The organism is Bradyrhizobium sp. JR3.5 (assembly GCF_054057015.1).
In genome coordinates this window covers 4461383-4485240 of the sequence record NZ_JBSRYV010000002.1, presented here as the reverse complement: position 1 = coordinate 4485240, position 23858 = coordinate 4461383, and the positions used below count along the sequence as shown (strand labels likewise).

Annotated in this window: 18 protein-coding genes and 4 pseudogenes; 5 read left to right on the top strand and 17 right to left on the bottom strand. The window is 65.1% G+C overall.

All coding sequences use genetic code 11. The features are described 5' to 3' along the window. The first annotated feature begins 137 nt into the window (after nucleotides 1-137). Nucleotides 138-2101, top strand: a pseudogene (locus tag ACVWW1_RS38415) (putative bifunctional diguanylate cyclase/phosphodiesterase). A 22-nt stretch (nucleotides 2102-2123) separates the two neighbouring features. On the opposite strand, the gene ACVWW1_RS38410 reads toward ACVWW1_RS38415, so the two are convergent. The 7 genes and pseudogenes from ACVWW1_RS38410 to ACVWW1_RS38380 all read right to left on the bottom strand — a co-directional run bounded on the left by ACVWW1_RS38410 (nucleotide 2124) and on the right by ACVWW1_RS38380 (nucleotide 9994). Next, nucleotides 2124-3104, bottom strand: a complete 981-nt coding sequence (locus ACVWW1_RS38410) for a PDR/VanB family oxidoreductase (protein WP_456659469.1) — start codon at nucleotides 3102-3104, stop codon at nucleotides 2124-2126. A gap of 12 nt (nucleotides 3105-3116) precedes the next feature. Then, entirely contained in the window at nucleotides 3117-3863 is a 747-nt protein-coding gene (locus ACVWW1_RS38405; RefSeq protein WP_456659468.1) for a GntR family transcriptional regulator, read from the bottom strand. Nucleotides 3864-3871: 8 nt separating this feature from the next. After that, complete coding sequence (locus ACVWW1_RS38400) at nucleotides 3872-4921, bottom strand: aromatic ring-hydroxylating dioxygenase subunit alpha (protein WP_456659467.1); 1050 nt, start codon at nucleotides 4919-4921, stop codon at nucleotides 3872-3874. A 240-nt stretch (nucleotides 4922-5161) separates the two neighbouring features. Beyond that, nucleotides 5162-6202 (bottom strand): DUF2778 domain-containing protein, encoded by a 1041-nt coding sequence (locus ACVWW1_RS38395; protein ID WP_456659466.1) that lies wholly within the window; start codon nucleotides 6200-6202, stop codon nucleotides 5162-5164. A 208-nt stretch (nucleotides 6203-6410) separates the two neighbouring features. Continuing rightward, on the bottom strand, nucleotides 6411-8792 hold the full coding sequence (locus ACVWW1_RS38390; RefSeq protein WP_456659465.1) for a putative bifunctional diguanylate cyclase/phosphodiesterase: 2382 nt from the start codon (nucleotides 8790-8792) through the stop codon (nucleotides 6411-6413). Nucleotides 8793-8938: 146 nt separating this feature from the next. Further along, complete coding sequence (locus ACVWW1_RS38385) at nucleotides 8939-9349, bottom strand: DOPA 4,5-dioxygenase family protein (RefSeq protein WP_456659464.1); 411 nt, start codon at nucleotides 9347-9349, stop codon at nucleotides 8939-8941. 23 nt (nucleotides 9350-9372) lie between these two features. Then, nucleotides 9373-9994 (bottom strand): annotated as a pseudogene (locus ACVWW1_RS38380) (class I SAM-dependent methyltransferase). 185 nt (nucleotides 9995-10179) lie between these two features. On the opposite strand from ACVWW1_RS38380, the gene ACVWW1_RS38375 reads away from it, so the two are divergent. Continuing rightward, nucleotides 10180-10884, top strand: a complete 705-nt coding sequence (locus ACVWW1_RS38375; RefSeq protein WP_207835546.1) for a hypothetical protein — start codon at nucleotides 10180-10182, stop codon at nucleotides 10882-10884. Nucleotides 10885-11394: 510 nt separating this feature from the next. Beyond that, entirely contained in the window at nucleotides 11395-12207 is an 813-nt protein-coding gene (locus ACVWW1_RS38370) for an enoyl-CoA hydratase (protein WP_456659463.1), read from the top strand. A gap of 285 nt (nucleotides 12208-12492) precedes the next feature. On the opposite strand, the gene ACVWW1_RS38365 is transcribed toward ACVWW1_RS38370, so the two are convergent. From ACVWW1_RS38365 to ACVWW1_RS38330, 8 genes and pseudogenes are all read right to left on the bottom strand, one after another. Beyond that, nucleotides 12493-13275 (bottom strand): SDR family NAD(P)-dependent oxidoreductase, encoded by a 783-nt coding sequence (locus ACVWW1_RS38365; RefSeq protein ID WP_456659462.1) that lies wholly within the window; start codon nucleotides 13273-13275, stop codon nucleotides 12493-12495. A gap of 74 nt (nucleotides 13276-13349) precedes the next feature. Further along, nucleotides 13350-13556, bottom strand: a pseudogene (locus tag ACVWW1_RS38360) (NAD(P)-dependent oxidoreductase); the annotation flags it as partial. Between the two features lie 5 nt (nucleotides 13557-13561). Next, the gene (locus ACVWW1_RS38355) at nucleotides 13562-14431 is read right to left on the bottom strand and encodes an ABC transporter substrate-binding protein (RefSeq protein WP_456659461.1); all 870 of its coding nucleotides are present in this window, start codon (nucleotides 14429-14431) and stop codon (nucleotides 13562-13564) included. A gap of 19 nt (nucleotides 14432-14450) precedes the next feature. Beyond that, on the bottom strand, nucleotides 14451-15197 hold the full coding sequence (locus tag ACVWW1_RS38350) for a TetR/AcrR family transcriptional regulator (protein WP_456659460.1): 747 nt from the start codon (nucleotides 15195-15197) through the stop codon (nucleotides 14451-14453). A 58-nt stretch (nucleotides 15198-15255) separates the two neighbouring features. Next, nucleotides 15256-16135 (bottom strand): annotated as a pseudogene (locus ACVWW1_RS38345) (SMP-30/gluconolactonase/LRE family protein). Nucleotides 16136-16170: 35 nt separating this feature from the next. After that, complete coding sequence (locus tag ACVWW1_RS38340; RefSeq protein ID WP_456659459.1) at nucleotides 16171-17241, bottom strand: aldose epimerase family protein; 1071 nt, start codon at nucleotides 17239-17241, stop codon at nucleotides 16171-16173. Between the two features lie 2 nt (nucleotides 17242-17243). Further along, nucleotides 17244-18173, bottom strand: a complete 930-nt coding sequence (locus ACVWW1_RS38335) for a Gfo/Idh/MocA family protein (protein WP_456659458.1) — start codon at nucleotides 18171-18173, stop codon at nucleotides 17244-17246. Between the two features lie 234 nt (nucleotides 18174-18407). Next, nucleotides 18408-19433: a histone deacetylase family protein gene (locus ACVWW1_RS38330; RefSeq protein ID WP_456659457.1), complete on the bottom strand. Its 1026-nt coding sequence runs from the start codon at nucleotides 19431-19433 to the stop codon at nucleotides 18408-18410. A 151-nt stretch (nucleotides 19434-19584) separates the two neighbouring features. Between ACVWW1_RS38330 and ACVWW1_RS38325 the strand changes: the two genes are divergently transcribed. Next, nucleotides 19585-20196, top strand: a complete 612-nt coding sequence (locus tag ACVWW1_RS38325) for a TetR/AcrR family transcriptional regulator (RefSeq protein ID WP_456659456.1) — start codon at nucleotides 19585-19587, stop codon at nucleotides 20194-20196. A gap of 3 nt (nucleotides 20197-20199) precedes the next feature. Here the strand turns inward: ACVWW1_RS38325 and ACVWW1_RS38320 are convergent, their stop codons facing one another. Both ACVWW1_RS38320 and ACVWW1_RS38315 read right to left on the bottom strand, forming a co-directional pair. Further along, the gene (locus tag ACVWW1_RS38320) at nucleotides 20200-21153 is read right to left on the bottom strand and encodes a fatty acid desaturase (RefSeq protein ID WP_456659455.1); all 954 of its coding nucleotides are present in this window, start codon (nucleotides 21151-21153) and stop codon (nucleotides 20200-20202) included. Nucleotides 21154-21167: 14 nt separating this feature from the next. After that, the gene (locus ACVWW1_RS38315; protein ID WP_456659454.1) at nucleotides 21168-22199 is read right to left on the bottom strand and encodes an alpha/beta fold hydrolase; all 1032 of its coding nucleotides are present in this window, start codon (nucleotides 22197-22199) and stop codon (nucleotides 21168-21170) included. A gap of 214 nt (nucleotides 22200-22413) precedes the next feature. Here ACVWW1_RS38315 and ACVWW1_RS38310 point away from each other — a divergent pair, with 214 nt between their 5' ends. Next, complete coding sequence (locus ACVWW1_RS38310) at nucleotides 22414-23751, top strand: MFS transporter (RefSeq protein WP_456659453.1); 1338 nt, start codon at nucleotides 22414-22416, stop codon at nucleotides 23749-23751. The last annotated feature ends 107 nt before the right edge of the window (nucleotides 23752-23858 follow it).

Below are 23858 nucleotides of genomic sequence, written 5' to 3'. Positions count from 1 at the left end.
TAGCAATGCCTCCCGGTGAAACCGAAGCGGGCGCCCGCGGTGGCACGGTCCGGTCCAATAGTTCATAGTTTGTCAAAGGTTTGCAGAGAATTCTTCGGCACCGCGCGATGGCCGGACCATGCAGGCAACGTAGTGAGATGCGTATCGATCTCAGATCATATTTCGCGGCCCTGTTCGCGGGTGACCTCGCGGCCTTCGGCGCACCACCGACGGACGAAGCGCTTGCCGGCCACATCCGCGCCGAGCAGGTTTCGCTCGTGCTCGGCTATTCCTTCGGCATCATGCTGGCCAACGCCTGCAACGCGCTCGTGCTCGCGGTTGCGCTGTGGCAATCGCCGGATTGGGCCTTCGCGCTGGTGTGGGCCGCTGCCGTGAGCAGCGCGGCGCTGTTCTTCGGCATGCAGGTGCGCGCGTCGCGCCGCATCGCCAAGCCGCAATTCGTGTCGCGCCGAACCATGTACCGGCTGGTGCGCAATGCGCTGGCGCTCGGCGCCGCCTGGGGCGTCGTCCCGGTCGCCTTCTTCGCGAACGCATCGAGCGGCGCGCAATTGGTGATCACCTGTCTTTGCGCAGGCATGCTGGCTGGCGGCGCCTTCGCATTCTCCACCATCCCGATCGCCGCCATTGCCTTCACCGGGCCGATCTTCGTCGGCACCGCGATCTGCCTCGGCAGGGACGGCGACTTCGTCTATCTGCTGATGGTCGTGCTCGTCCTGGTCTACGGCTCCGTGCTGCTGCGCGGCGTGTTCGTCAATGCATTCGAGTTCAGGCGCCGCATCATCGCCCAGCACGAGGCCGAACGAAACGGTGCGGCAGGATCCGTTGACGCATCTGCCGAACCGCGTCGCCTTCAACGAGGCGCTCAATGGTGCGCTGAGCCGGCTGGAGCGCTCGGGCGAGGAATTCGCGGTACTGCTGCTCGATCTCGATCGCTTCAAGGAGATCAACGACAGGTTCGGCCATCCGGCAGGCGACGAGCTCCTGGTGCAGCTTGCGGCCCGGTTGCAGCGCTGCACGCGCGCGGCCGAGCATGTCGCGCGGATCGGCGGCGACGAGTTCGCGCTGATCATGTCCAATTTGACGCGGCCCGACGACGCGCTAGCAATCGCCGAACGGTTCGTCGCGGCCTTTGCCGATCCATTCCCGATCGACGGGTTCGAGATCACCAGCGCGATCAGCATCGGCATCGTGCTCGCGCCGCGGGACGGCAACACCTCCCACGATCTGCTCAAGCATGTCGACATCGCGCTCTACCGGGCGAAGAAATCCGGTCCCGGCACGATCCGCTTCTTCGAGGCCAGCGACGACCAATCGGCGCGCGACCGCCGCGCCCTGCAGCGCGACCTGGAGCAGGCCATCGAAGCGGACCAGCTGTTTCTGGTCTACCAGCCGTTCCTCGACATCCGCAAAGGCCGCGTCACCGGCTTCGAGGCGCTGCTACGCTGGCAGCATCCGACACGTGGATTGATCCCGCCCAGCGTCTTCATTCCGATCGCCGAGGAGAGCGGACTGATCCACCAGCTCGGCGAGTGGGTGATCCGCCGCGCCTGCGCGATGCTGTCGCGCTGGCCGGACGACATCAGGATCGCGGTGAATTTCTCCGCGGTCCAGTTCCAGAACGTCGGCATTCTGCAGACGATCGTCGAGGCGCTTGCCGAGGCGAATGTCGCGCCGAACCGGCTGGAGATCGAAATCACCGAATCGATGCTGATCTCGAAATACGGTTCGGCGCCGGCGATCCTGAACGGGCTGCTCGAACTCGGCCTGACGGTCGCGCTCGACGATTTCGGCACCGGCTTCTCGTCCGCTGACCTATCTGCGCAAGCTGCCGTTCAGCCGCATCAAGATCGATCAATCCTTCATCCGGGACATGCTGACCCAGCCGGATTGCGCGGCGATCGTCAAATCGGTGATCGGCCTCGCGCAGGACCTGCAGATCGGCGTCGTGGCCGAAGGCGTCGAGACCGCGGATCAGCTCGAATACCTGCGCCAGACCAGCTGCGACGAGGTGCAGGGCTATTTGATCGGCCGGCCGATGTCGGGCAGCGATATCTCCGCGCTGCTCGATCACAATCCGCAGCATTCGGTGCACGCGGCGTAGCGCCGATCAGGCGCCGCGCACATCACGGCGCGTCGGCGCGATGCAAGGTGTCGACCGTGATGGTGCCGCGGGCCCGCGAGACGCACGCGCAGATCTTGCGGCTCTCCTGCTTCTGATGATCGCTGAAGAAGACGTCGCGATGGTCGATTTCGCCATCGACATCGACCACGTCAAGCGCGCAGACACCGCATTCGCCGCGCCGGCAGTCGCTCATCACCTCATGGCCGGCTTCGTTGAGCACGTCCAGCATCGAGCGGTCGCGCGGGATCACGAACTCGGTCCCCTCACCCCTGAGCCGCACGCGGAACGCCTCGGTCGGCAGCAAGCCGCTCGATCCAAAGGTCTCGTAGCGCAGATCGGTGATCGGGCGGCCGGACGCTTCCCAGGCGCGCCGCGCGGCATCCAGCATCCGCATCGGGCCGCAGAACAACGTCATCGTATCCTGCGGCAAGCCTGCGAAGACGCCGTCGAGGTCGAGCCGTCTGCCCTCGTCGCCGGCATGGACGATGAGGCGGTCGCCAAGCAGACGCTCGAGCGGTTCGAGGTAGGCCGCGTCGCCGCGCGCGCGCACGGCATAGTGCAATGTCACGCCGGCATCGCGGCGGACCAGCGCCTGTGCCGCACCGACGATCGGCGTGATGCCGACGCCACCCGCGATCAGGCAGAAATGCCGCCGCGTCCAGTCGAGTTGCACCAGCGAGGTCGGCAGCGTGACGGAGAGCCGCGCCCCCGGCATAAGCGACCACATATAGCGCGAGCCGCCGCGGGAATCCGCTGCGTGCCGCACCGCGATCCGGAAGCCTTGCGGATCGACTTCGCCGACCAGCGAATAGGACCGGGTCTGCGGCTGGCCTTCGATGGTGACGCCGACATCGATATGGCTGCCGACGGGATAAGGCGCGGCGGTGAAATCGTCCGGCCGCAGCAGGAATTCGCGGATGCCGGGCGTGAGGTCGCGCGTCGCAAGCAGCGTGGCGGATGTCCAGGTCTCGATGAATCGCATGGCGCGCTCCGTTCAGCCGGCCGTGACCAGCGCCAGCGCCGGCAGCAGATCAAGGTGCGTGCGGTTGCGCAGCGCCAGCCGCAGATTGCGTGCCGCAAGCCGGGCATGCTCGCGCATGACGGCTTCGGCACGCGCGCCCTCGCGGTTCTCGATGGCGTCGACCACGACGCGATGATGGTCCTGCGCGATCAGCAGGATCTGGCGCGCCTCGGGCAAGGCCGATTGCGCCATCACGAAGCCGCTCGGCGAGGCGAACGGCAGCGCCGAGGCGCGGTCGATCTGCCGGATCAGCGGCGGACTGCGCGACAGCTCGGTGAGCTGTGCGTGGAAGCGTGCGTTGAGCGCGACATAGGACGAAAAGGCTTCGACGGAGATCGGATCCTGCCGCACCAAGCCGTCAATCTCGCTGAGGCACTCCTTCAGCGGCTCGAGATCGCGCGACGAGACGCCGCGCTCGGCGGCAAAGCGCGCGGCAAGGCCCTCCAGCGTGCCGCGCAGCTCGATCGAATCGAGGATGTCGCGCTCGGAAAATGCCTTGACCATGAAGCCGCCGGACGGGATCGCCTCCAGCAGGCCCTCCTCCTCCAGCCGAACCAGCGCCATACGCACCGGCGTGCGCGACACCCCGGTGATCTCGACCGCCTGCAGCTCCGAGATGCGCTCGCCGGGCCGCAGCCGGCCGGAGAGAACCAGGTCACGCAGCGCGAGCTGCGCCCGCACGGTGTGCGATACTGAGCGATCGGCTTCGCGTTCCGCCATGGCTCGGCCTACTCCGCCGCTTGCAACTGCTGTGGCGGATTTTCCTTCGCCACCATGCGGTCAATGACGCGCCGCGCCCACATCGCGCCGGCATCGATGTTGAGATTGTAGAATACGCGGTCCGGATTCTCGTCCATCGCGCGCTGTTGCGCTTCCAGGATAACCTCGTCCTCGTGGAAGATGCCGGCGACGCCGTCGCGTATTTCGCTGGTCAGGCGCTGCTCGGTGATGCGGTGATTGCGGACGAAGGCCCAGAAATAATGGCAGGTCTTCTCGGTCTCCGGCGTGATGGTGTTGAGCACATAGCCGTTGACGCCCTGCGAGCGATCGCCCTCCGGCGCGCCCGACCCGGCCGGCGCGACGCCGACGTCGATATTGACGGTGCACGGCGCCTCGAAGCGGATGATCTGCCAGCGATCGACCGGGCCCGGCTTCTGCAGCTGCTTGGCCCAGAACGGCGGCGCCTCGATGCCCCTCATCCAGCGCGTGACGGTCACGGTCTTCTCGCCGTGGGTGACGTCGAACGGCGCTTCGGCGACCGCATCATTGCCGATGCTCGAGCCGTGCACGAAGGTCTCGTGGGTCAGGTCCATCAGATTGTCGACCACGAGGCGGTAATCGCATTTGACGTGAATGGTCTTACCGTCTCCGGCCCATGCCGGATCGTGATTCCAGTGCATGTCGGGCACCAGCGCGGGATCGGTCAGCGCGGGATCGCCCATCCAGAGCCAGATGAAGCGATGGCGCTCGACGACCGGATAGGCGCGCACGCAGGCCGACGGATTGATCGTCTCCTGCGAGGGCATGAAGGTGCAGCGGCCCTGCGCATTGTATTTCAGGCCGTGATAGCCGCAGACCACGGTATCGCCGTCGAGCCTGCCCTTGGACAGCGGCACGAGGCGATGCCAGCAGGCATCCTCGAGCGCCACGACCTCGCCGTCGCCCTTCCGGTACATCACGACATGCCTGCCGCAGATCGTTCGCGGCAACAGCGCGTGCTTGATCTCGGCGTCCCAGCCGGCCGCGTACCACGCGTTCATCGGAAAAGGTCTTGGCATCGGTCGCCCTCTCGGGTTCGGTTCGGATACCTGACGTATACATCATTCTCCCAAGATTAGCAATTAAAGGTATTATAGTCCGCCACGAGGTGGATTTATGTATACAACCCTGAAGGGATAAGAAGCCGCGAGATTTTTCCGGCGCATTCCGCCACGCCAACCGCGCATCGCCCGGCGCTTTCGCGCCGGAGACTCACTGTGATTGACGGATTCGCTGAACCGGCGGCGCCGGTGTGCGGCTTACGAGTTCGACGCCGCGCGGGTCGAGGCCGACTTGACGTCCTTGATGCTGACCACGACGGCGATGCGCTTGATCGTGCCGCTGCGATAGGCCTGCAGGAATTTGTCGTAGTGCTTGACCGAGATGCAGCCGTTGGAGTCGCCATTCGGCCCGAGCATGTAGCTGTGCACGAGCAGACCGACACGCCCGAACGTGTCGCTGCCATCGACCGGGGTCATGCGCAGCGCAGGCACGCCGTGGAACAGCTTCTCGCGGGGCTTCATCTCGTAGACGCCGGGCGGCGTCGCACCGGCGTTGCGGGCGTTCACATGCGACGGATCATCGAGCAGATTGCCGAGCCCCGAATGCGCTTCGAACTTCGTGCCGTCGGGCATGTACACGATGCGGCCGCTGATGTCGTAGACCGCCGTGGTGCTGTCATAACCGAGCGCACCGAGATTGGGGCTAGGGCCGGACAACAAGCCATCATTCGGATCGATCGAGGCAAGCTGCAGCTTGCCCGGCATCATGTCGGCGATCTTCTGCAGGAACGTCCGGTTGTCGCCCTGCTGGACCGGCGCCTGTGGCGGCAGCGGCTGATCGTTGCGCGCAAGCAGATTGGCTTCGGCCGGTCGCGATCGCGGCATCGGCACGGCAGATGCTGCGGTCGTGGTCGTGGCCGCGACGGATGCCGACGCCGGCTGGCTGGCCGGCAGTTCGGTCTGGGTGTCACGCAGCTGGCCGGCCAGCGCGTCCTCGATCTGACCGAACTCGGAATTGAAATCGCCGCGGCTCGAACGGAACCCGCGGCGCAGAGGATAATAGAGCGAAGCCGTGTTGATCGTGGAGCGAGAGCCGAAGCGATCGTCGAAATTCAACGAGGCGGTGGTGTTGGCGAGTGCCGGTCCATGCAGCCATGCGGTAGGGTCGATGCCAACCATCCAGGCGGCAAGGCCAGACGACAGGACGAGCGCGCTCACGGCGAACGCCGTGCTGCCCACCAGAGACACGCCGCGGTTCGACTTGCGCGCGGCTGCTTTCGTCGTACGTTGACCCATCATCCCCAAGTCGGTGCTCTGGGGCCTGTTACCCGGCCCACGTGAATTCACCGTTCGCTCATCATATCAGGGAATTAGAGTAAGGCATAATCGAGACGGAGCGGGCAACGACAGGATTTTTAAACGTTTTTCGGATGGAAAGTGCCAGAGAATCAGCCTTGGACGAGCTGAAATGGCCGAAAAAGTCCCGATTCGGGACAATTTCGGCGACTCAGGCGATCTTTTCTTCCCGGAGGGTGAGCACCGGGACCGGCTTCCCGATGGCGTAACCTTGCGCGTAGTCGACCCCGATCTGGCGCAGCTCGTCCAGGATCGCGAGGCTCTCGACGAATTCGGCGACCACCTGCTTCTGCATGATCTTCGCGGTCTTGGTGATCATCTCGACCATCGCGCGATCGACCTTGCTGTTCAGGATCTCCTTCACGAACGAGCCGTCGATCTTGATGGTGTCGACCGGCAGGTGCTTCAGATACGCGATCGAGGACATGCCGGTGCCGAAATCGTCGAGCGAGAAACTGCAGCCGATCTTGCGCAGCCGCGCGATGAATGTCTGCGCCTCGTCGAGATTCGAGATTGCACTGGTCTCGGTGATCTCGAAACACACCAATGCCGGCGAAAAATCATGCTGCGCGAACAGCTCGGCGACGAAGTCGACGAAATCGCTGTCGCCAATCGTGGCGCCGGAGAGATTGATGGCGTAGCTCGCAATCCTGCGCGGATGATGCTTGCGCTCGGCGATGATCTCGAAGGCGCGGCGAACCACCCAGCGGTCGATCAGCGGCATCAACCCATAACGTTCGGCCGCAGGCAGGAAGCTGCCGGGCGGCACCAGCGCGCCGCTCTCGTCGCGCAGCCGCAGCAGCAGTTCGCGCCGCTCATTGCCCTTCAGCGCACCGTTGATCGGACGGATCTCCTGCTCGTAGAGGCAGAAGCGCCCCTCGTCCAATCCCTTGCGGATGCGATTGACCCAACTCATCTCGGCGACACGCACCGCCATGCCGGTATCGGACGGACGGTGCTCCTGGACGCGGTTGCGTCCCTTGTCCTTGGCGAGGAAGCAGGCGACATCAGCGAGGCGCAACGCGTCCTGCACGCCGGCGCTGTCGGCCAACGCGACCAGACCGATGCTCGCGCTGATCCGGAAGCTCGAGCCCTCATGGACGAAGTTCGACTGCTCGATCACTGCCCTGATCCGCTCCGCGACGTCGGTGGCGACGTCATGCGCGGTGGAGCCGTCATCGTGGAGCAGAATGCCGAACTCGTCGCCGCCGAGACGCGCGACCAGCCCGCTGCCGCCGACTTCAGCCGCCAATAGCCTCGCTACCTGTTTCAGCAGCCGGTCGCCCGCCATGTGGCCGCAGGTGTCGTTGACGACCTTGAACTGATCGAGGTCGATCAGCATCAGATCGGCGCCTGTGGCCGGCGAGCCCGACATCGCCTTGTGCAGTTCGAACTCGAACTGCCGGCGGTTCGCAAGGCCGGTGAGTGCGTCATGGGAGGCGGCCCACGCCAGTTCCTCGACCAGCCGCCGCTCGGCCGTCATGTCGTGAATGATCATGACGCGGCCGGCCGGTTCGCCGGCATGCACGATCGGGGTCTCGACCACCGAGACCGGCACGCTGGAATGGTCCGGCCGCACCAGGAGCCGCTGCTGCGGCCGGCTCTCGTCGTCGGAATCGGCGCTCTGGAACGATCCCCGCACCGGCTGCTCGGCAATGTTGAATAGTGACGAGAGCTGCCATCCGGTTACGTCCTGCCCCGACGCGATCAGCCGCTGCGCGGCGCCGTTCATGTAGCCGACGCGATCGTCCTGCGTGGTCACGATGACCGCGTCGCCGATCGAGGCCAGCGTGAGCTGAGCGCGCTCCTTCTCGACGGCGAGCGCGGTCTCGGCGAGCCAGCGCCGCCACAGCATCCGTCGCGTATGGAACAGGACGATGCCGGCAAGGCAGGCCGCGATCACGAGATTGACCAGCAACAGCAGCGCGGAGACCTGACGCGACGCCTTCCCCAAATGGTCGGAGAAATCGACGGCGAGCGTGCTCAGTGCGGCGTCGACCGCACCGATCCGCTCCGCCCAGTGTTTGATGGTCGCAGCCGAGGGATCATGCAGCGCGACGTCGTTGGCGGCCTCGTTCCTGATTTCGATCAGCTGATCGAGCAGGGCATCCGAATTCCGCCAGGCCGTCACCGCGCCGGCCACGTGATGCATCGTGCGGAAATATTTGAACAGCCAGATCAGGCCGCCGATGTCGTCGTCATGATTGCCCGCTTTGGCGAAGCCGGCTCGGGCCACGGCGTCGTTGTTGCCCGGCGCTTCCAGCGCGAGCCGCGCCGTGCGATCGGCCAGCGGCACCGCGATCGCGGCATCGAACTTCTGCAGATAGAGCGGCGCGCCGGTGCTGACATAGATCTGGAGGTCGTGAATGGCGTCCTTCTGTCCCTTCGACCACAGGCTCTCGCCCGCCACATAGGCCCGCACCGCGGACATCACCTGCAGGCTGCCGGCCGACAGACCGCCAAGCAGCAACACGATCGCGAGCAGAGGGCCAACCACCCGCCACAGTGACCAGCTTCGAAACGAAAAGAACATGCCCAATGCGCGACCGACCCTGAAATGTCGGGTAAGCCTAGGAATGCCGGCTTAACCTCACGTTGCAAAACGCGACGAGTTTGAAACGACTTGGCTGTAACGCAATTGCGTCAAACTTTACTCATCGCGTCGACCGGAGCTCGCGCTCAGGGTCGCAATGTCGGCGACGTGTTCGGGGTCGGCGCCTGCTCCATTTCGGCCTCCTCGGGCAGCTTGTCGGCATGGACGGCAAGCGGTGTGCCGATCCAGAGCGGATCGTCGCGATGATCGCGGCGCGGATTGGTCGTGTTGGGATGGACCAGGATGCTCAGGCTGCCATGGTTCAGCATCAGCCACGGCACCAGGGTCGGAAACAGCTCGGCCGCAAACGCCACCTGATACATCGCCTGGTCGTGCGGGCCGACCTTGACGTCGTGCCAACGCCCGAGCGTGACCAGGAAACGCTCGCCCATCCAGTTGCGCAGGCGTTCGGCCTCGCCACGGCCGGAGGTGGGGTCGTAATAGACATGGGCGTGATAGCTCGCGATCTCGCCGATCGTCCGTGGCCCGTCCGTCATCTCGCCTCTCCTTCCACGGCCGGTCACTTCCGCCGCAGTACACTGAACTGGAACGACTGCGTCGCGCCCCAGGGCGTGACGTGCCGGTGCGCCTCATGCGCGATCAGCTCGAATGCCGGACCGATGGTCCGGCTGAGCGTTGCCGGATCATAGCGCTGCACCGGCAGGCCGCTGCATTTTTCCGGACCGTCGAGCGCGAAGGTGCCGATCACGGCGTGGCCACCTGCCTTGACGCCGCGATGCAGTCTCTCGAGATAGGCCGCGCGGTCGCTCTCCGCGACGAGAAAATGAAACGCCGCACGATCGTGCCAGATGTCGAAAGGCTGCTGCGGCTGCCAGACCGTCACATCGTCGGCCACCCAGCGCACCGCCGCGCCGGGCGCGCCGACCCGTTCCCGCGCGCTCGCCAGCGCCGCTTCGGAGAGATCGAGCACGGTCAGATCATGAAAGCCCCTCCGCCAGCAGCGCATCGACGAGGCGCGAGGCCCCGCCGCCGATGTCGATGATCGACGCATCGCGGCCGGGCGCGACGGATTCGATCAAGCCCAGCGATGGCTGCGGATCGGCCTGCGACCAGCTCACCTGCTGCTCGCCCTTGGTCAAATAGACGGTCTGCCAATGCGACTGGCGATCAGGAGCGGTCACGGCGATAGGTCCCGAAAGCGGCAGCAACCCACGTTGCGCACCATTAACCATGAGCTAGGCGCGGCGGTCTCCCGCGTCAACCGGCAGCAGCCGACACACACGGCCGCGCAGCAGCAAATGCCACATTTGCATCGCCACATTTTCCATTTAACCTGATGGCGAGGTTGAGATCGGGGCGTCCGGGGATGGCCAATTTCGGCTGGACACGCGGCAACAAGCCTGCACAGACGGACGACGCCGCCAGCGACTTGCGCGGCCTCACCGATCCCTGCGCGTTTCTCGCCGCACTCGACAAGGTGGTGCCGCGCTATCTCGATCTCGCCGACAACGGCGTGCTGGTCTATCCGGCTTGCAAGCGCAAGCCCGGCGACCTGCTCGGCGATAGCAGGGCGATCTGGGAGCACACGCGGCTCGAGGCGATGCGCTATGTCCCGATGGTGCCGCGGAAAGACACCTCGCTGCTGGTCGATCCGGCGCGCCAGACCGAGATGATCGACGCTTTCCTGCGCCAGCGCGCGCACGACAACACCGTCATCGATTTCACGGGAACGGCGATCGAGGACTACGGCATCGCGATCTATGCGGCGTTGAACTGGCTGAACCATTGCGGCGCCACCGTGGGTGCCGATCCGCAGAAATTCTCCGGCACACTGCGCAGCTTCCGCAAGGTCATGGTCGTCGCCCGGCAGTGGTGGGCGCTCGACGGCGCCGCGGAGCGCTGCCGGCAGATGCTGGAGGCGCGCGAGCGGCCGCCGCTGGTGTTCTTCCTGTTGTGGGCCGAATGCACCAATTTGGCGCGCGAGATCGCGATCGCGGCGGCCGGCGCGGCGGCGACAGAAGACAGTATCGCGCGGATGCGCGCGGCCGAAGATCCGGAACAGCTGACGTAAAGCGGGATGAGGTTTGGTTGAATCGGCTTGGCGCGGTTTCGGTTCACCTCTCCCCGTCGGGGAGAGGTCGGATTGCTCTCGGCGATGCGAAGCATCGTCCGGTGCAATCCGGGTGAGGCTCTTGCTCTCTCGATAAACCGTAACCCCTCACCCGATTTGCTGCGCAAATCGACGCAGGCCAGCTTGTCGGCGACCTTCTCGCGCATTGCAGGCGTTATTCTTAGCTCGAGCAGGGAGCTGCCGCTCATCGTGTCGAGATGCAGCCTTCGAGCTTGCCGAAACTCCTCGAAATACGGCGGTCGCCGACCTTGCCGACGACAGGCACGTCGCGTCGGTTTATTTTGCGAGCCGTACAACCACCGGGAGAGTTGCCGCACGCCGTTGCAATCGCGCAGTGCCCTAAACCGCCTGCCGCGGCCCGCTCAATCCGGTGCTAGCCTTGGTGCCAGCCTCAACCTTGATGCCAGCCTTTTGATGCCAGCCTTGGCCGAAATCAGACCGGATCCTCATATGCCAAACCTTTCAGACAAGTCGCTTGCCGACGGCAAGATCCTGCAAGGCGTGATCGACGGCGTCGGCGTCATCACCTTCAACAATCCCGACAAGCGCAATGCGATGTCGCTGGAGATGTGGGAGGGGCTCGGCGAGGCGCTGACCGCCTTGCGCGACGATCCGGCTGTCCGTGTCGTGATCCTGGTCGGCGCTGGCGACAAGGCCTTCGTGTCCGGCGCCGATATCAGCCAGTTCGAGAAGACCCGCCACAACGCGGAAGCCTCCGAGGAATATTCACGGCGCAGCGCCGCCCAGCGCGCCTTGCTCGCCGACTACCCGAAGCCGACCATCGCCTGCATCCGCGGCTTCTGCCTCGGCGGCGGCATGCAGGTCGCGATGCTGACCGATATCCGCATCTCCGGCGCCAGCGGGCAGTTCGGCATTCCTGCCGCCAAGCTCGGCATCGCCTACGGCTATGACGGGCTGCGCCACCTGGTGTCGCTGGTCGGCCCGTCCTGGGCGCGGCTGATCATGTACACGGGCATGCGGATCGACTCCGCGGAAGCGCTGCGGATCGGCCTCGTCGATCGCGTGCTGCCGGATGCCGAGTTGTGGGATGCGACCATGGAGATCGCGCGCACCATTTCGGGCAACGCGCCGCTGGCGATCAAGGCCGCCAAGATCACCATCGCGCAGGTGCTGAAGGATCCCGCCGATCGCGACATGGCCGCGATCAAGCAGATCGGCATCGACTGCATGGACAGCGCGGATTTCCGCGAAGGCCGCAACGCCTTCATGGAAAAGCGCAAGCCGCAGTTCAAGGGCCGGTAGCCATCCCGTGTCATCACCCGCGCACGCCTTCGCGGGTAGTGGCAGCTGAGAGTGCGGTAACAGCGGTGGTCCAACCCGCCATCGTCGTTGCCACGCAATACACTCATCGCCCGGTTAAACCGGGCGATGACAGATGATGATGTCGAGCAATTTCTGGATATTAGAAGAATATCCCTGATTTGCCCGACGCGTCAAGTAGCCTGGTCGAACGCCGGCAGCCGCCGGCTACTTTGCATGGGGTTGTTTTCGATATTTTGGCAGTGTGCTCGCGATTGAACCTGCGCCCTACTTCCTCTCGTTGACCGGTACCGTGTAGTTGAGGATCAACCGCCCGCCGTCGGGATAGATGGTCTGGCCGGTGATGTAGGAGGCGTCGTCGCTGGCGAGGAACGCCACGACGGAGGCAACCTCGCTCGGCTCGCCGCAGCGGCCGGCCGGGGTGCGCGACAGCACGCTGCGCCGCGCGTCCTCCGACGAGAAGATCGCCGTCGCCACCATCTCGGTCAGGATCGTGCCGGGCCCGACCGCCACGACCCGAATGCCGTGCGGCGCGAGCGCCACCGCGGCCACCGAGGTGAGCTGCTTCATCGCGCCCTTGGACATCGCATAGGTCGCAAGCGAGGGGATCGCGAGCAGCGCGTTGACCGAGGACATGTTGACGACGACGCCGCCACCGCCCTGCGCGATCATCTGGCGCGCCGCGGCCTGAACACCGAAGAACGCGCCCTTGAGATTGATCCCCATCACGTCGTCGAATTCGGTCTCACTGATATCGAGGAAGTCGCGGTTGCGCGCGACGCCGGCATTGTTGACCATGACGTCGAGCCGGCCGAACTCCTTCACCGCGTGAGCCACGATGGCATCGACATCGGCGCGCTTGCTGACGTCGGCCTCGACGGCCCGCAACCGATCCTCATGTCCGAGTTCTTGGGCGGCGTGGACGAGCCCCGCAGCGTCGACATCCGAGATCACAACCCTGGCGCCATCGGACAGGAACCGCGCGGCGCAGGCCTTGCCGATACCGCGCGCCGCTCCGGTGATGACGACGACCTTGCCGGAATTCTTCATGGGAGTGCCTCCAGACCAAAACTGTTCACGGAGCAATAGCGCATTGCGCGTCGGCAGGGAACGCGGCGGATTCCCCGCGTCGCGAGATCGGTGTGGGACTGCGCAAGCGCGACACCGGTCTCCGCCGCGTGCGCACGCAGCGGCGCGCCCTCCTCGCGGTCCAGCTTGATATCGTAGGCGGCGACCTTGACGTCCCGCTTGCGCAGGTCTTCGGCAAGGATGCGTCCGACCTCGCCATAGCCGAGCATGCCGACCTGCCACTGCCGCGGATCGCTGGAGATTGTCATCAGTTCAAGTCCCGTGTCGTGTCGTCAAACAGCTCATCGACCGCGATCCGCCGGGGGATCAACGCCTGCTGGACGCAATAGTCGATCATCAGTTCGAGCGGCTTGCGGTTCGTTTCGACGCCGAACGGCAGCAGGTCCGGCACATCAGGCGGACCGGCGTTCGCCCTGGCGCGCTTGAAGAGTTCGTAGAGGCTCCGCACCACGTCCGGGCGCGATGTCGCAAGCTGCGTCGTCACCACCACCAGATGATTGACCGGCACGACGCCATGCCGCGCGTACCACCGCGCCGCCTCTGCGGTCGGATCGGCGAACAACGGCCTGAGCGCCGGATCGCTCGAGGTCTCGCCCAGCACGGCATCCAGCTCGCCGTCCTTCAGCATCTGGATGATGGCCCTGCCCTTCGGCGCCCGTTCAGTGCTGTCGACATATTCGGCGACATGCGGGTCCTCGAACGTGACCCAGTCGATACGGTCGAGGTTGACGCCATGATCGTTGGCGAGGATGCCGCGCATCCATGCGCCGGTCGTGGTCGTGAACGAGCGGATGCCGACCCGCTTGCCTTCGAGATCGGCAGGTATCAGCGTGCCGCGGTCGGCGCGGTATAGCGCGTGGCCATGCTGGAAGCGGCCGACCATCGCAGCCGGCAACAGCACCAGTGGTTTGCCGTGCGCCCTTGCCATCAAATAGGTCACGATCGCCATCTCGCAGACGTCGAACGCCTGCTCGCGCACCATCGGCTTGAACGCCGCGTTGGTCGGCGTGAACTCGGTGAAGTCGAGATCGAACAGCTCCGAGCGCAGCTCGCCGCTCTTCACCGCCTGGACGTGCGGGTGATTGCCAAGCACCGAGCGCAGCCGAAGTTTCTCCATGGCGACGAACTCCGCGGGGTCAGGTCAGCGCGCGCCCTGGATTCACGCTTGCGGCCTTGCGCGGCACAGGCGCTGGTTGATCGAGCGGCGCGGCTTGCAGCGCGGCGACCGTCGCGCGCACCAGCTCTTCGATCGCATGGCCGGCATCGGTGCCGTCGGCGCTGCCGCGCGACAGGCGCGAGACGCGCTCCGGCGTCACCAGCGTGTAGTAGAGCGCGCCGAGCAGGAAGTGGCCGCGCCAGACCAGATCGGTGCGCGGAATATGCGGCAGGCTTTCATGGATCGCGTCGATGAAGGCGTGGCTGGTGTCGTCGAAGGTCTGCGCGATAATCTTGCGCACGACCTCGTTGCCCTCGGCCGACATGATCGCGCGCAACCGCGTGAACCGCGTCCCGCCACCGGCAAGATCGCTGCCCGAAGTGAAGGCCGGCAGCACATAGGCGCGCACGATCGCCTCCAGCCGGTCCTGCAGGTCGCGCACCCGCCGCGCCGCCGCCAGGAGCTCCGAGCGCCGCCGATTCATCGGGCCGCAATGCCGACGATAGATCTCCAGCAGCAGGCCGTCCTTGGTCTTGAAGTGATAGGTCACGCTACCGGGATTGGCGCCGGCCGCCTGCGCGATGTCGCGTACCGAGACGGCGTTGAAGCCGTAGGTCGAGAACAGTTCCTCCGCCGCGGCGAGGATCGCCTCGCGCATGTTCGGCTTGCGGGTGCTGGCGACCTTGGCGTCGGCCTTCATGCCGGGCTTGGCAGGTTTGCGGACCATATTTGTACTATCGTCCAAATATTCAGGTCACGTCAACAAGGCGGCGGCAGGCCCGCGTTCAGAACAGTTTGACGTCAGGCTCGGCACGGCCGCGTGCCGCGGCATCGAGCAGAAAGGTTTGACCGTGGCCGGGATCGGCCGCGCGCTGGGCCTCGTCCATGTCCTGCCAGGCCGAGGTGACCAGCACGCGCGCGAAATCGCGGCCGACAAAGGCCGGGCAGCTCGATTGGCTTGCCGGCACCTTCAGCGAGCGCAGGTGCCGGCCGCTGGGATCGTAGACATCGACGCAGCCACCGCCCCAGCGCGCGTTCCAGATCAACCCATCGGCATCGACGATCGCACCGTCGAGCCCGCCGGTGCCTTGATGTCTGATCAAATCGATCGGCTCGCCGGTCGGCAGTCCGGTTGATGGATCGAGCGGTACGCGATGCAGCACGTTGGTCGCGGTATCGGCGAAATAGCCGACGTCGCCAGCGGGCGAAAAACAGATCGCATTGGGGATCGTGACCCCGGGATAGAGCCGCGTGATGTGGCCGTGATGCAGCGCGTAGATCGAACCTGCGCCGTGCTCGGCCTGGCGCCCCATGGTGCCGAGCCAAAAGGTGCCCGAACGGATGCACGCGCGCATCATTGGAGCGCGTCACGGGATTGTCGGCTTCGAGTGCGACGAACAGCTCCATGCGACCGCTGGCGACCTGCCGGACGTAAAGCCCATCCTCAGTGAGGATCAGCTGCCGCTCGCCGTCGATCCGCGCCAATGCGCTCGCCATCTTCGGCAATTCGTGAACGACGGTGCGGCCGCTTGCAAAACGATGCTCGAACAGGCGACGCTCGCGGATGTCGAACCACCATGCGGTGTCGGTCGCCGCGTCATAGGTCGGGCCCTCGCCGAGATGACAGCGCTCGGCAGACAGCACGGATGTCGGCACCTCTTCGATCAGCGGCTCTGCGGCGCGGTCGGTCATGGCGTCACTCACATGGTCGAGAATCGATAAATTGCGATGCGCCGGTAGATCTGCCCGGGGTCGAGCCGCGCCGACGGGAAGTCAGGCCGGTTCGGCGTATCCGGCCAGGCGTGCGGCTCGAGACATAGCGCGTCGGATTGGCGATAGAGCCGATCGCCCTTGCCGGCGCTCGAGCCATCGAGGAAGTTGCCGGAATAGAACTGCAACCCCGGCTGATCGGTGAACAGCTCCATCACGCGACCGCTGTGCGGCGCCTCGAGGCGCGCGGCGAGGCGAAAGCCTGCCCCCGAGGCCAGACAGAAATTGTGGTCATAGCCGCGCCCGAGCCGCAGCTGCTCGTCATTCATCCTGATCCGCGCGCCGATCGCGGTGGGCTTGCGGAAGTCGAACGGCGTGCCGTCAACCGGCCGTGGCGGCTCTGGCAACGGGATCGCCGTGACGTCCACCGCGAGGAAATGATCGGAAACGATCGTCAGCCTGTGATCGAGGATTTGTGTGCCTGAGCACGCGCCGTCTAGATTGAAGAAGCTGTGATTGGTGAGATTGACGTAGGTCGGCCGGTCGATGGTCGCCTCGTAGGTGACCGCGAGTTCCATCGGGTTGCGCACCTGATACGTCACCCGGGTCTGAAGATTGCCCGGATAGCCCTCTTCGCCATGCGGGCTTTCGCGCTCCAGCACCAGCGTCGGCCCCGGTTCGTCGGATAGTTCGGCGATCCGCCACAGCTTGCGATCAAAGCCCTGCAGGCCACCATGCAGCGCGTTGGGGCCGTTGTTGGCGGCGAGATTCACCGTCTCGCCATCGAGCACGAAGCGCGCGCCGGCGATCCGGTTGGCGTAGCGCCCGATGGTCGCGCCGAAGAATTTGCGCTGCGCGAGATAGCCGTCGAATTCGTCATGGCCCAGCACGACGTCGTCGCAATGCCCGCCGCGATCGGGCACGAGCAGCGCTTGCAGCGTGGCGCCGAACGGAAGGATGCTGGCCTCGAAGCCGTGTTCGCCGCGCAGCGTCACGCGCTCGACCACGGTGCCGTCGGGCAATTTGCCGAAGGGCGCGCGAGCAATGCTGGCTGATGTCATTGTCAGTCCCCGAACGCCTCGACAGAGCGCCGTCGCCCCAGCATGAAGCTATCGGCGACCAGCCGCAAGGGCGCGAGGTCGACCTCGGACTTTCCGTCCGCCGTCAGCGCGACGAAGCGGCGGTACAGCGCGGGATATTCCTCATCCGTGGCATCGACCACCAACCTGCTGCCGTCGCGCAGCTGCCGTCCGCCTTTCGACAGCGTCACAGGCCCAGCCTCGGTCTCGCACAGGATGTCCCAGCTCGGCGGCCCGGTCTGGCGAAGATCGAATTCGGCGTGGATCGGCAGGCCGTTCTCATCGGACAGTTCGATTGCTGCTGCAATCGGCGCCTCCCGGTTGGAAGGAACGTCCAGGACCGCACTCCTGACAAAGACTGGACGCGGCAGGATCTCGGTCAGGATCGACAGCGCGTTGATGCCGGGATCGAACACGCCGAAGCCGCCCGCCTCGAAGATCCAGGCCTGGCCTGGATGCCAGACGCGGACGTCTTCCTTCCAGATGATCGTCACCTTGTTGATCGTGCGGCCGGCGAGCAATTGCCGCGCCGGTCCGACCGCGGGTGCGTAGCGCGAGTGCCATGTCGCAAACAATGTCCGGCCGGCCTCGCCCGCGGCCGCGATCAGCGGCCTGAGTTCGCTTAACGTAGACCCGGGCGGCTTCTCCAGCAGCACATGCTTGCCGGCGGCGAGTGCTGCGGCAGCCTGCGCGTGACGCGCCTGCGGCGGCGTGCACAGCGCAACCGCATCGATCTCCGGACCGTCGCGCAACAACTCCTGCAAGTCGCGGAAATGCGGCAGGCAGGATGGGGTCTTGGCCGGATCGGCCACCGCGACGAGTGCCGCGCCTGATGTCTTCGCGATCGCAGGCACGTGCTGCCGGCACGCGATCTCCCCGAAACCGACGATGGCGATGCGAAGCAGATCGCTCATGGCCGTCCTCGCGTTGCTGCCCGCCCGGCCGATGCCGCCAGGCAAGGTCATAGGCCAGCACCGGATACCAACGGCATGATCCGGCTTTGGTTGCAAAGGCGCAACTCCACGACGCCTTGTTGTGCGCCGCACGGCCGGGGGCATCGGTCCTGATCCATCACAACCGATGCTCCAGACTGTTGTTTTGACGGGTTTTCTTCGCGCGAACCGGTCACCGCTCCTCTCGAAACCGCGCTAGCGGGCGGCTTCGAATCCGCCGAGCACCGCCGTCAGATTGGCACCGAGGATGTCGGAGAGATAGCCGCCCTCCTGCACCAGCACGGTCGGCAGGCCGAACCGGGCGAGCGCCTCGCCGATCCGGCGGAAGCCGTCGGTGGTGACGGCGAGGCCTGCGAGCGGGTCCTTCTCGGAGGCGTCGAGACCGAGTGCGACCACAAGCGCGGTTGGCGCGAAGGAGCGGATCGCCTTCTCCGCCGCCGCGAGCGCCTTGATGTAGTCGTCGTCGCCGGTACCCTTGGCGAGGGGAATGTTGAGATTGGTGCCAAGGCCGGCCCCGGCGCCACGCTCATGCGCATAGCCCCAGACGAACGGGTAGAAGAACGACGGATCGGCGTGGATCGAGACCGTGAAGACATCTCCCCGCTCGTAGAAGATGCCCTGCGTGCCGTTGCCGTGATGCACGTCGACATCGAGGATCGCGACGCGCTCGTGTTTCTGGCGCAGGTGCTCGGCCGCGATCGCGCTGTTGTTGAGGAAGCAGAAGCCGCCGGCGAGATCGCGATAGGCGTGGTGACCGGGCGGACGGCACAGCGCGTAGACGGCGTCCTCGCCGTCGAGCACCATCTGCGCCGCGGTGACTGCGACGTCGCTCGAGGCGCAGGCGCCGGCCCAGGTGCCGGGGCCGATCGGCGCCGCGGTGTCAACCGTATGCCAGCCGAGCTTGCCGACGATGTGAGTGGGGTACGTGCCGGCGTTGCGCACCGGATGCATGTTCGCGATCATCTCCGGTCCAGCATTGCCGAGCGCCGCCCATTCGTCCCAGGCGTCAGCGAGAAAGCTCAGATATTCCGGACTGTGCACCCGCGCCCGTGGGCCCTGCCCGAATTTGGTCGGCTCGATCAGCGTGTGCTTGCCGGCCTTCAGGCCCGCCAGCAGGCGGTCGGCGCGCTCGGGCTGCTCGGTGGTGCGCTGGACCACACCGCGGACCAGGAAGAATTGCGGATCATGGCTGCGGTGCAGATCACTGTAGACGGCCTTCACGGGATACTCCTGTTCGGTGAGCAGTTGAGCTGAGCCTTCGCTGGCGAATTGTACAGTATCAGCGGCGGCGATGATCTGAAACAGCGCGCGATTTCATGCTATGTTCGCAGGGCACGCAATGATTCAAGCACGCAGGATACGAATCCCAGCCATGGCGGGAAGCAAGGCGGAGACGGAGGATACGGCAACGGGTCGGCGCGGCCGGCCACGCTCCGCCGTGACCACGGCCGCGATCCTGCACAGCGCCTATACGCTGATGGCGACCACCGGCCTTGCCGCCACCACGATTGACGCGATCGCCAGACATTCCAACGTCTCGAAGATGACGATCTACAAATGGTGGCCGTCGCGCGAGGCCTTGCTGATCGATGCTTTCCTCGACCAGGCCTCGCGCGCGGTGCCGCTGCCTGAAGCGGGCAATCCGGTCGCCCGTATCCGCCGCCACGTCGCGACGTATGTCGAGGCGTTGCAGGGCGAGTTCGGACGGGTGCAGCTCGCGGTGATCTCGGAATGCATCTCGCAGACCGGCACGGCCGAACTGTTCTACGAGCGCTATCTCGGCCTTCGTCGCAGCCGGATGCTGGAAATCATCGCTGCCGGCCAGAAGGACGGCAGCATCGGCGCACCGGGCGTACCCGGCGATATCTATGACGCGATCTACGGCAGCCTGTTCTACCGGTATGTCTTCGGCATCAAGCCGCTGACGCCGGCCTATGCCCGCAACCTCGTCAATCTGGTGCTGCGGCCGCACGCCGAGGCGTGAGCATCAAGCCGAGCGCTGCCGCTGACGGCGGAACCAGGCCCAGGTCTCGCGCGTCACGGCGCGGTAGTTGCTGCCGCGATACACGATGTGGCCATCGACCATGGCGTTCAGCCCCCTCGGCAACGCATGGAACGGCACCGTCGGATAGGCATGATGCTCGACGTGATACGGCATGTTCCAGGCGAACCATTTCATGATCCGGCCTGTCATCGTGGTGCGCGTGTTCTCGAACGCACTCCGCGTCCGCTCGCAACCGGTGTGCTCTGCATAGAGATACGGGCGCAGGATGAGCTGACCGGCGAGCAGCGGCACGATCCACACCCAGAGCAGGATCGCGCTGTGCAGCGCGAGCGATGCCACGAGCAACAGCAGGTAACCTGCAAGATAAAGCCTGGCTTCCAGCACGATCGAGGCGCGTTTGTGCTGCGGAATCCACGGCACGGTCACCTTCCCGGTGAGTGCATGGCGGAACATCAGCCGGATCCGAACCAGCACCTGCAACAGCCCCAAATAGGCGATCGCAAGCTGGGTGTCCGACGCGGGCTTGGGGCCGACGATCAACTCCGGGTCCTTCTCCGGATCCTGGGTGTAGCGATGATGGTCCCAGTGAAACAGGCAGTAATATTGGTATGGCAATCCGATCATGAAGGCGGACAGATTGCCGACCACAAGATTGAGCGCATGACTGCGGAACGCAGTCTTGTGCGCGGTCTCGTGCACCACCATGAACAGGAACGCGACGAAGTAGCCCTGGATGGCAATCAGCGGCATCGCCCACGCGAGACCATCGCGCGACGAGACCAGCCAGATCAGCGCGCCGACCACAACGATCATCCCGTAATGACTTGCCGCGCGCACCGCGCCGGCAAGGTTCGACTTGGTGGACAGGTCGCGCAAGATCAGCGGGCTGAGCGGCTTCAGGCGAGGTCCGGCATCACTGGTCTCTGCGGTGCTCATGGTCGTCTCACCTGTCAGCGTTGCAAGAGCGCCGAGATTTCAGCGTTGATGAAGGCACGGTCTTCGGCGTTGTTGACCGGATTGCCGGCGCGGTGCCCATGGATCGAGGGGATCGCGTGCAGCGCCGCGGAGCGGGCATTGACCAGGCGGCCGAATTCATCCTCGTTGTCGCGCGGATCGAAATAGCGGTCGGTACGTCCTGGCATCAGCAGCACGTGCGCCTTGATCGCGGCCAGCGCACGGTCGAAATCGCCACCGAATTCGTCGCAGCGGCTGATGTCGCCGGCCTGCCAGATCGCAATCTGCGCCAGCAGATTATTTGCATCGCGCCGCGCGAAGGCACCGTCCCACGATCCCGCGAGGTAGTCCTCCAACGAGCTGAAGCCGGCCTCGCGCCAGACTTCTTCGCGATAGAACTCATGCGACATCGCCCAGCCGGCGTAGACGCGCCCCATCGCGCGAAGGCCCGCCGTCGGCTTGGTGACGAAGCGGCCATCCTGGTAGGCCGGGTCGGTGGTCAGCGCAGCCTTCACACCTTCGAGGAAGACATGATTATACGGCGAGCACCTTGCGCTGCCGCAGACCACCGCCGCGCGCTCCACCATGTCAGGATAGCGCGCGGCCCAGTGATAGGCCTGCATGCCGCCCATCGACCAGCCGTAGACCAGCGCGAGCTTGGTCACGCCAAACCGCTCGACCAGCAGCCGCCGCTGGATGGCGACGGCGTCATGATAGGTGAAGGCGGGAAACGGTGCGCCGCCGAGCAGCTCGCTCGAATTCGACGGCGAGGATGATAGGCCGTTGCCGAACTGGTTCGCGATGATGATGAAGTAGCGCTCGGGATCGAGCGCCCCGCCCGGCTGCACCAGCCATTCGATGTCGGTGTGCTGCGCGGCGAACGAGGTCGGATAGAGGATGACGTTGTCTTTGGCCGCGTTCAGCGTGCCGTAGGTCTTGTAGGCGAGCGCAAGCTGCGGAAACACCGCGCCGCCCTGCAAGGTCACCCGACCTGCCTCGAACACCTCGTAGTCACGTGACGCGGTCATGCGCATTCGACCTTGATCGGCAGGGCGCGACGCTGAGCCCTCAATAACTGTACTTATTGTACATTAATTCGGAGCCGAAGCAAGGGCGGCGAAGGTGGCATCGCACCAGGCCGATCCATTCAAAATTGGTATCGATCAATACCCGTTTCGGCTTGGACCCATTGTCGTCATCTCTCTAGGACAGTCCCCGAGGAAATCTTTCAAGGAGGCGCGAATGAGCGCAATTGTGTCCGCCACGGACGCGCGGCGATCCCGCGTCCGGCTGCTGATCGTGACGATGCTGTTTCTCGTCACCACCGTGAACTATGCCGATCGCGCCACGCTCTCGATCGCCGGCCCTGCCCTTTCCAAGGAACTGCATCTCGATCCCGTCGCGATGGGTTACGTGTTCTCGGCGTTCGGCTGGTCCTATGTGATCGCGCAGGTGCCGTGCGGCTGGCTGCTCGACCGCTACGGCTCCAAATGGGTCTATGCGATCAGCATCATCGTCTGGTCGATCTTCACCGCGATGCAGGGCCTGGTCGGGTTCCTCTCGGCGGGCGCCGCCGTGGCGCTGCTGTTCGGGTTGCGCTTCCTGGTCGGCTTCGCCGAGGCGCCATCGTTCCCGGCCAATGCCCGCATCGTCGCGGCCTGGTTCCCCGGCAATGAGCGCGGCACCGCATCGGCGTTCTTCAACTCTGGACAGTATTTCGCGACCGTGATCTTCGCGCCGCTGATGGGCTGGATCGCGCACGAATACGGCTGGCGCCACGTGTTCTATGTGATGGGCGGGCTCGGCATCGTGATGGGCATCGCCTGGATCAAGACGATCTATGAGCCGAAGGACCATCCCGCAATCAACGAGGCCGAGTTCGACTACATCAAGCAGGGCGGCGCGCTGGTCGACATGGATGCGGCGAAGTCCGGCAAGGCTCACGACAGCGGCCCCAGCTGGGATCATATCCGCCAGCTGCTCGCCAATCGCATGATGCTCGGCGTCTATATCGGCCAGTACTGCATCAACACGCTGACCTACTTCTTCCTGACCTGGTTCCCGGTCTATCTGGTGAAGGAGCGCGGGCTCTCGATCCTGCAGGCCGGCTTCGTCGCGACATTGCCGGCGCTGTGCGGCTTCATCGGCGGCGTACTCGGCGGCGTCATCTCGGACTATCTGCTGCGCCGCACCGGCTCGCTGACCATGGCGCGCAAGATCCCGATCGTCGGCGGCATGCTGCTGTCGATGACGATCATCGCCTGCAACTACGTCGACAGCCAGGCGCTGGTGGTCGGCTTCATGGCGCTTGCCTTTTTCGGCAAGGGCATCGGCGCGCTCGGCTGGGCTGTCGTCTCCGACACCTCGCCGAAGGAGGCCGGCGGCGTCTCCGGCGGCCTGTTCAATACCTTCGGCAATCTGTCCTCGATCACCACGCCGATCATCATCGGCTACATCCTCGCCGCCACCGGCTCGTTCAACGGCGCGCTGGTGTTCGTCGGCGCCAATGCGCTGGTCGCGGCGATCGCCTATCTGTTCATCGTCGGCGAGATCAAGCGGGTGCAGCTGAAGGCGGCCTGACCGGACCGCCGCAGCAACAACCAATCAATCAACGGCGGCTTCGGCCGCCGTCTTTGTCTTCTTGTTTGTCTTCTTGGCCAGTGGGAGGCATCGATGCTAGAACGAAC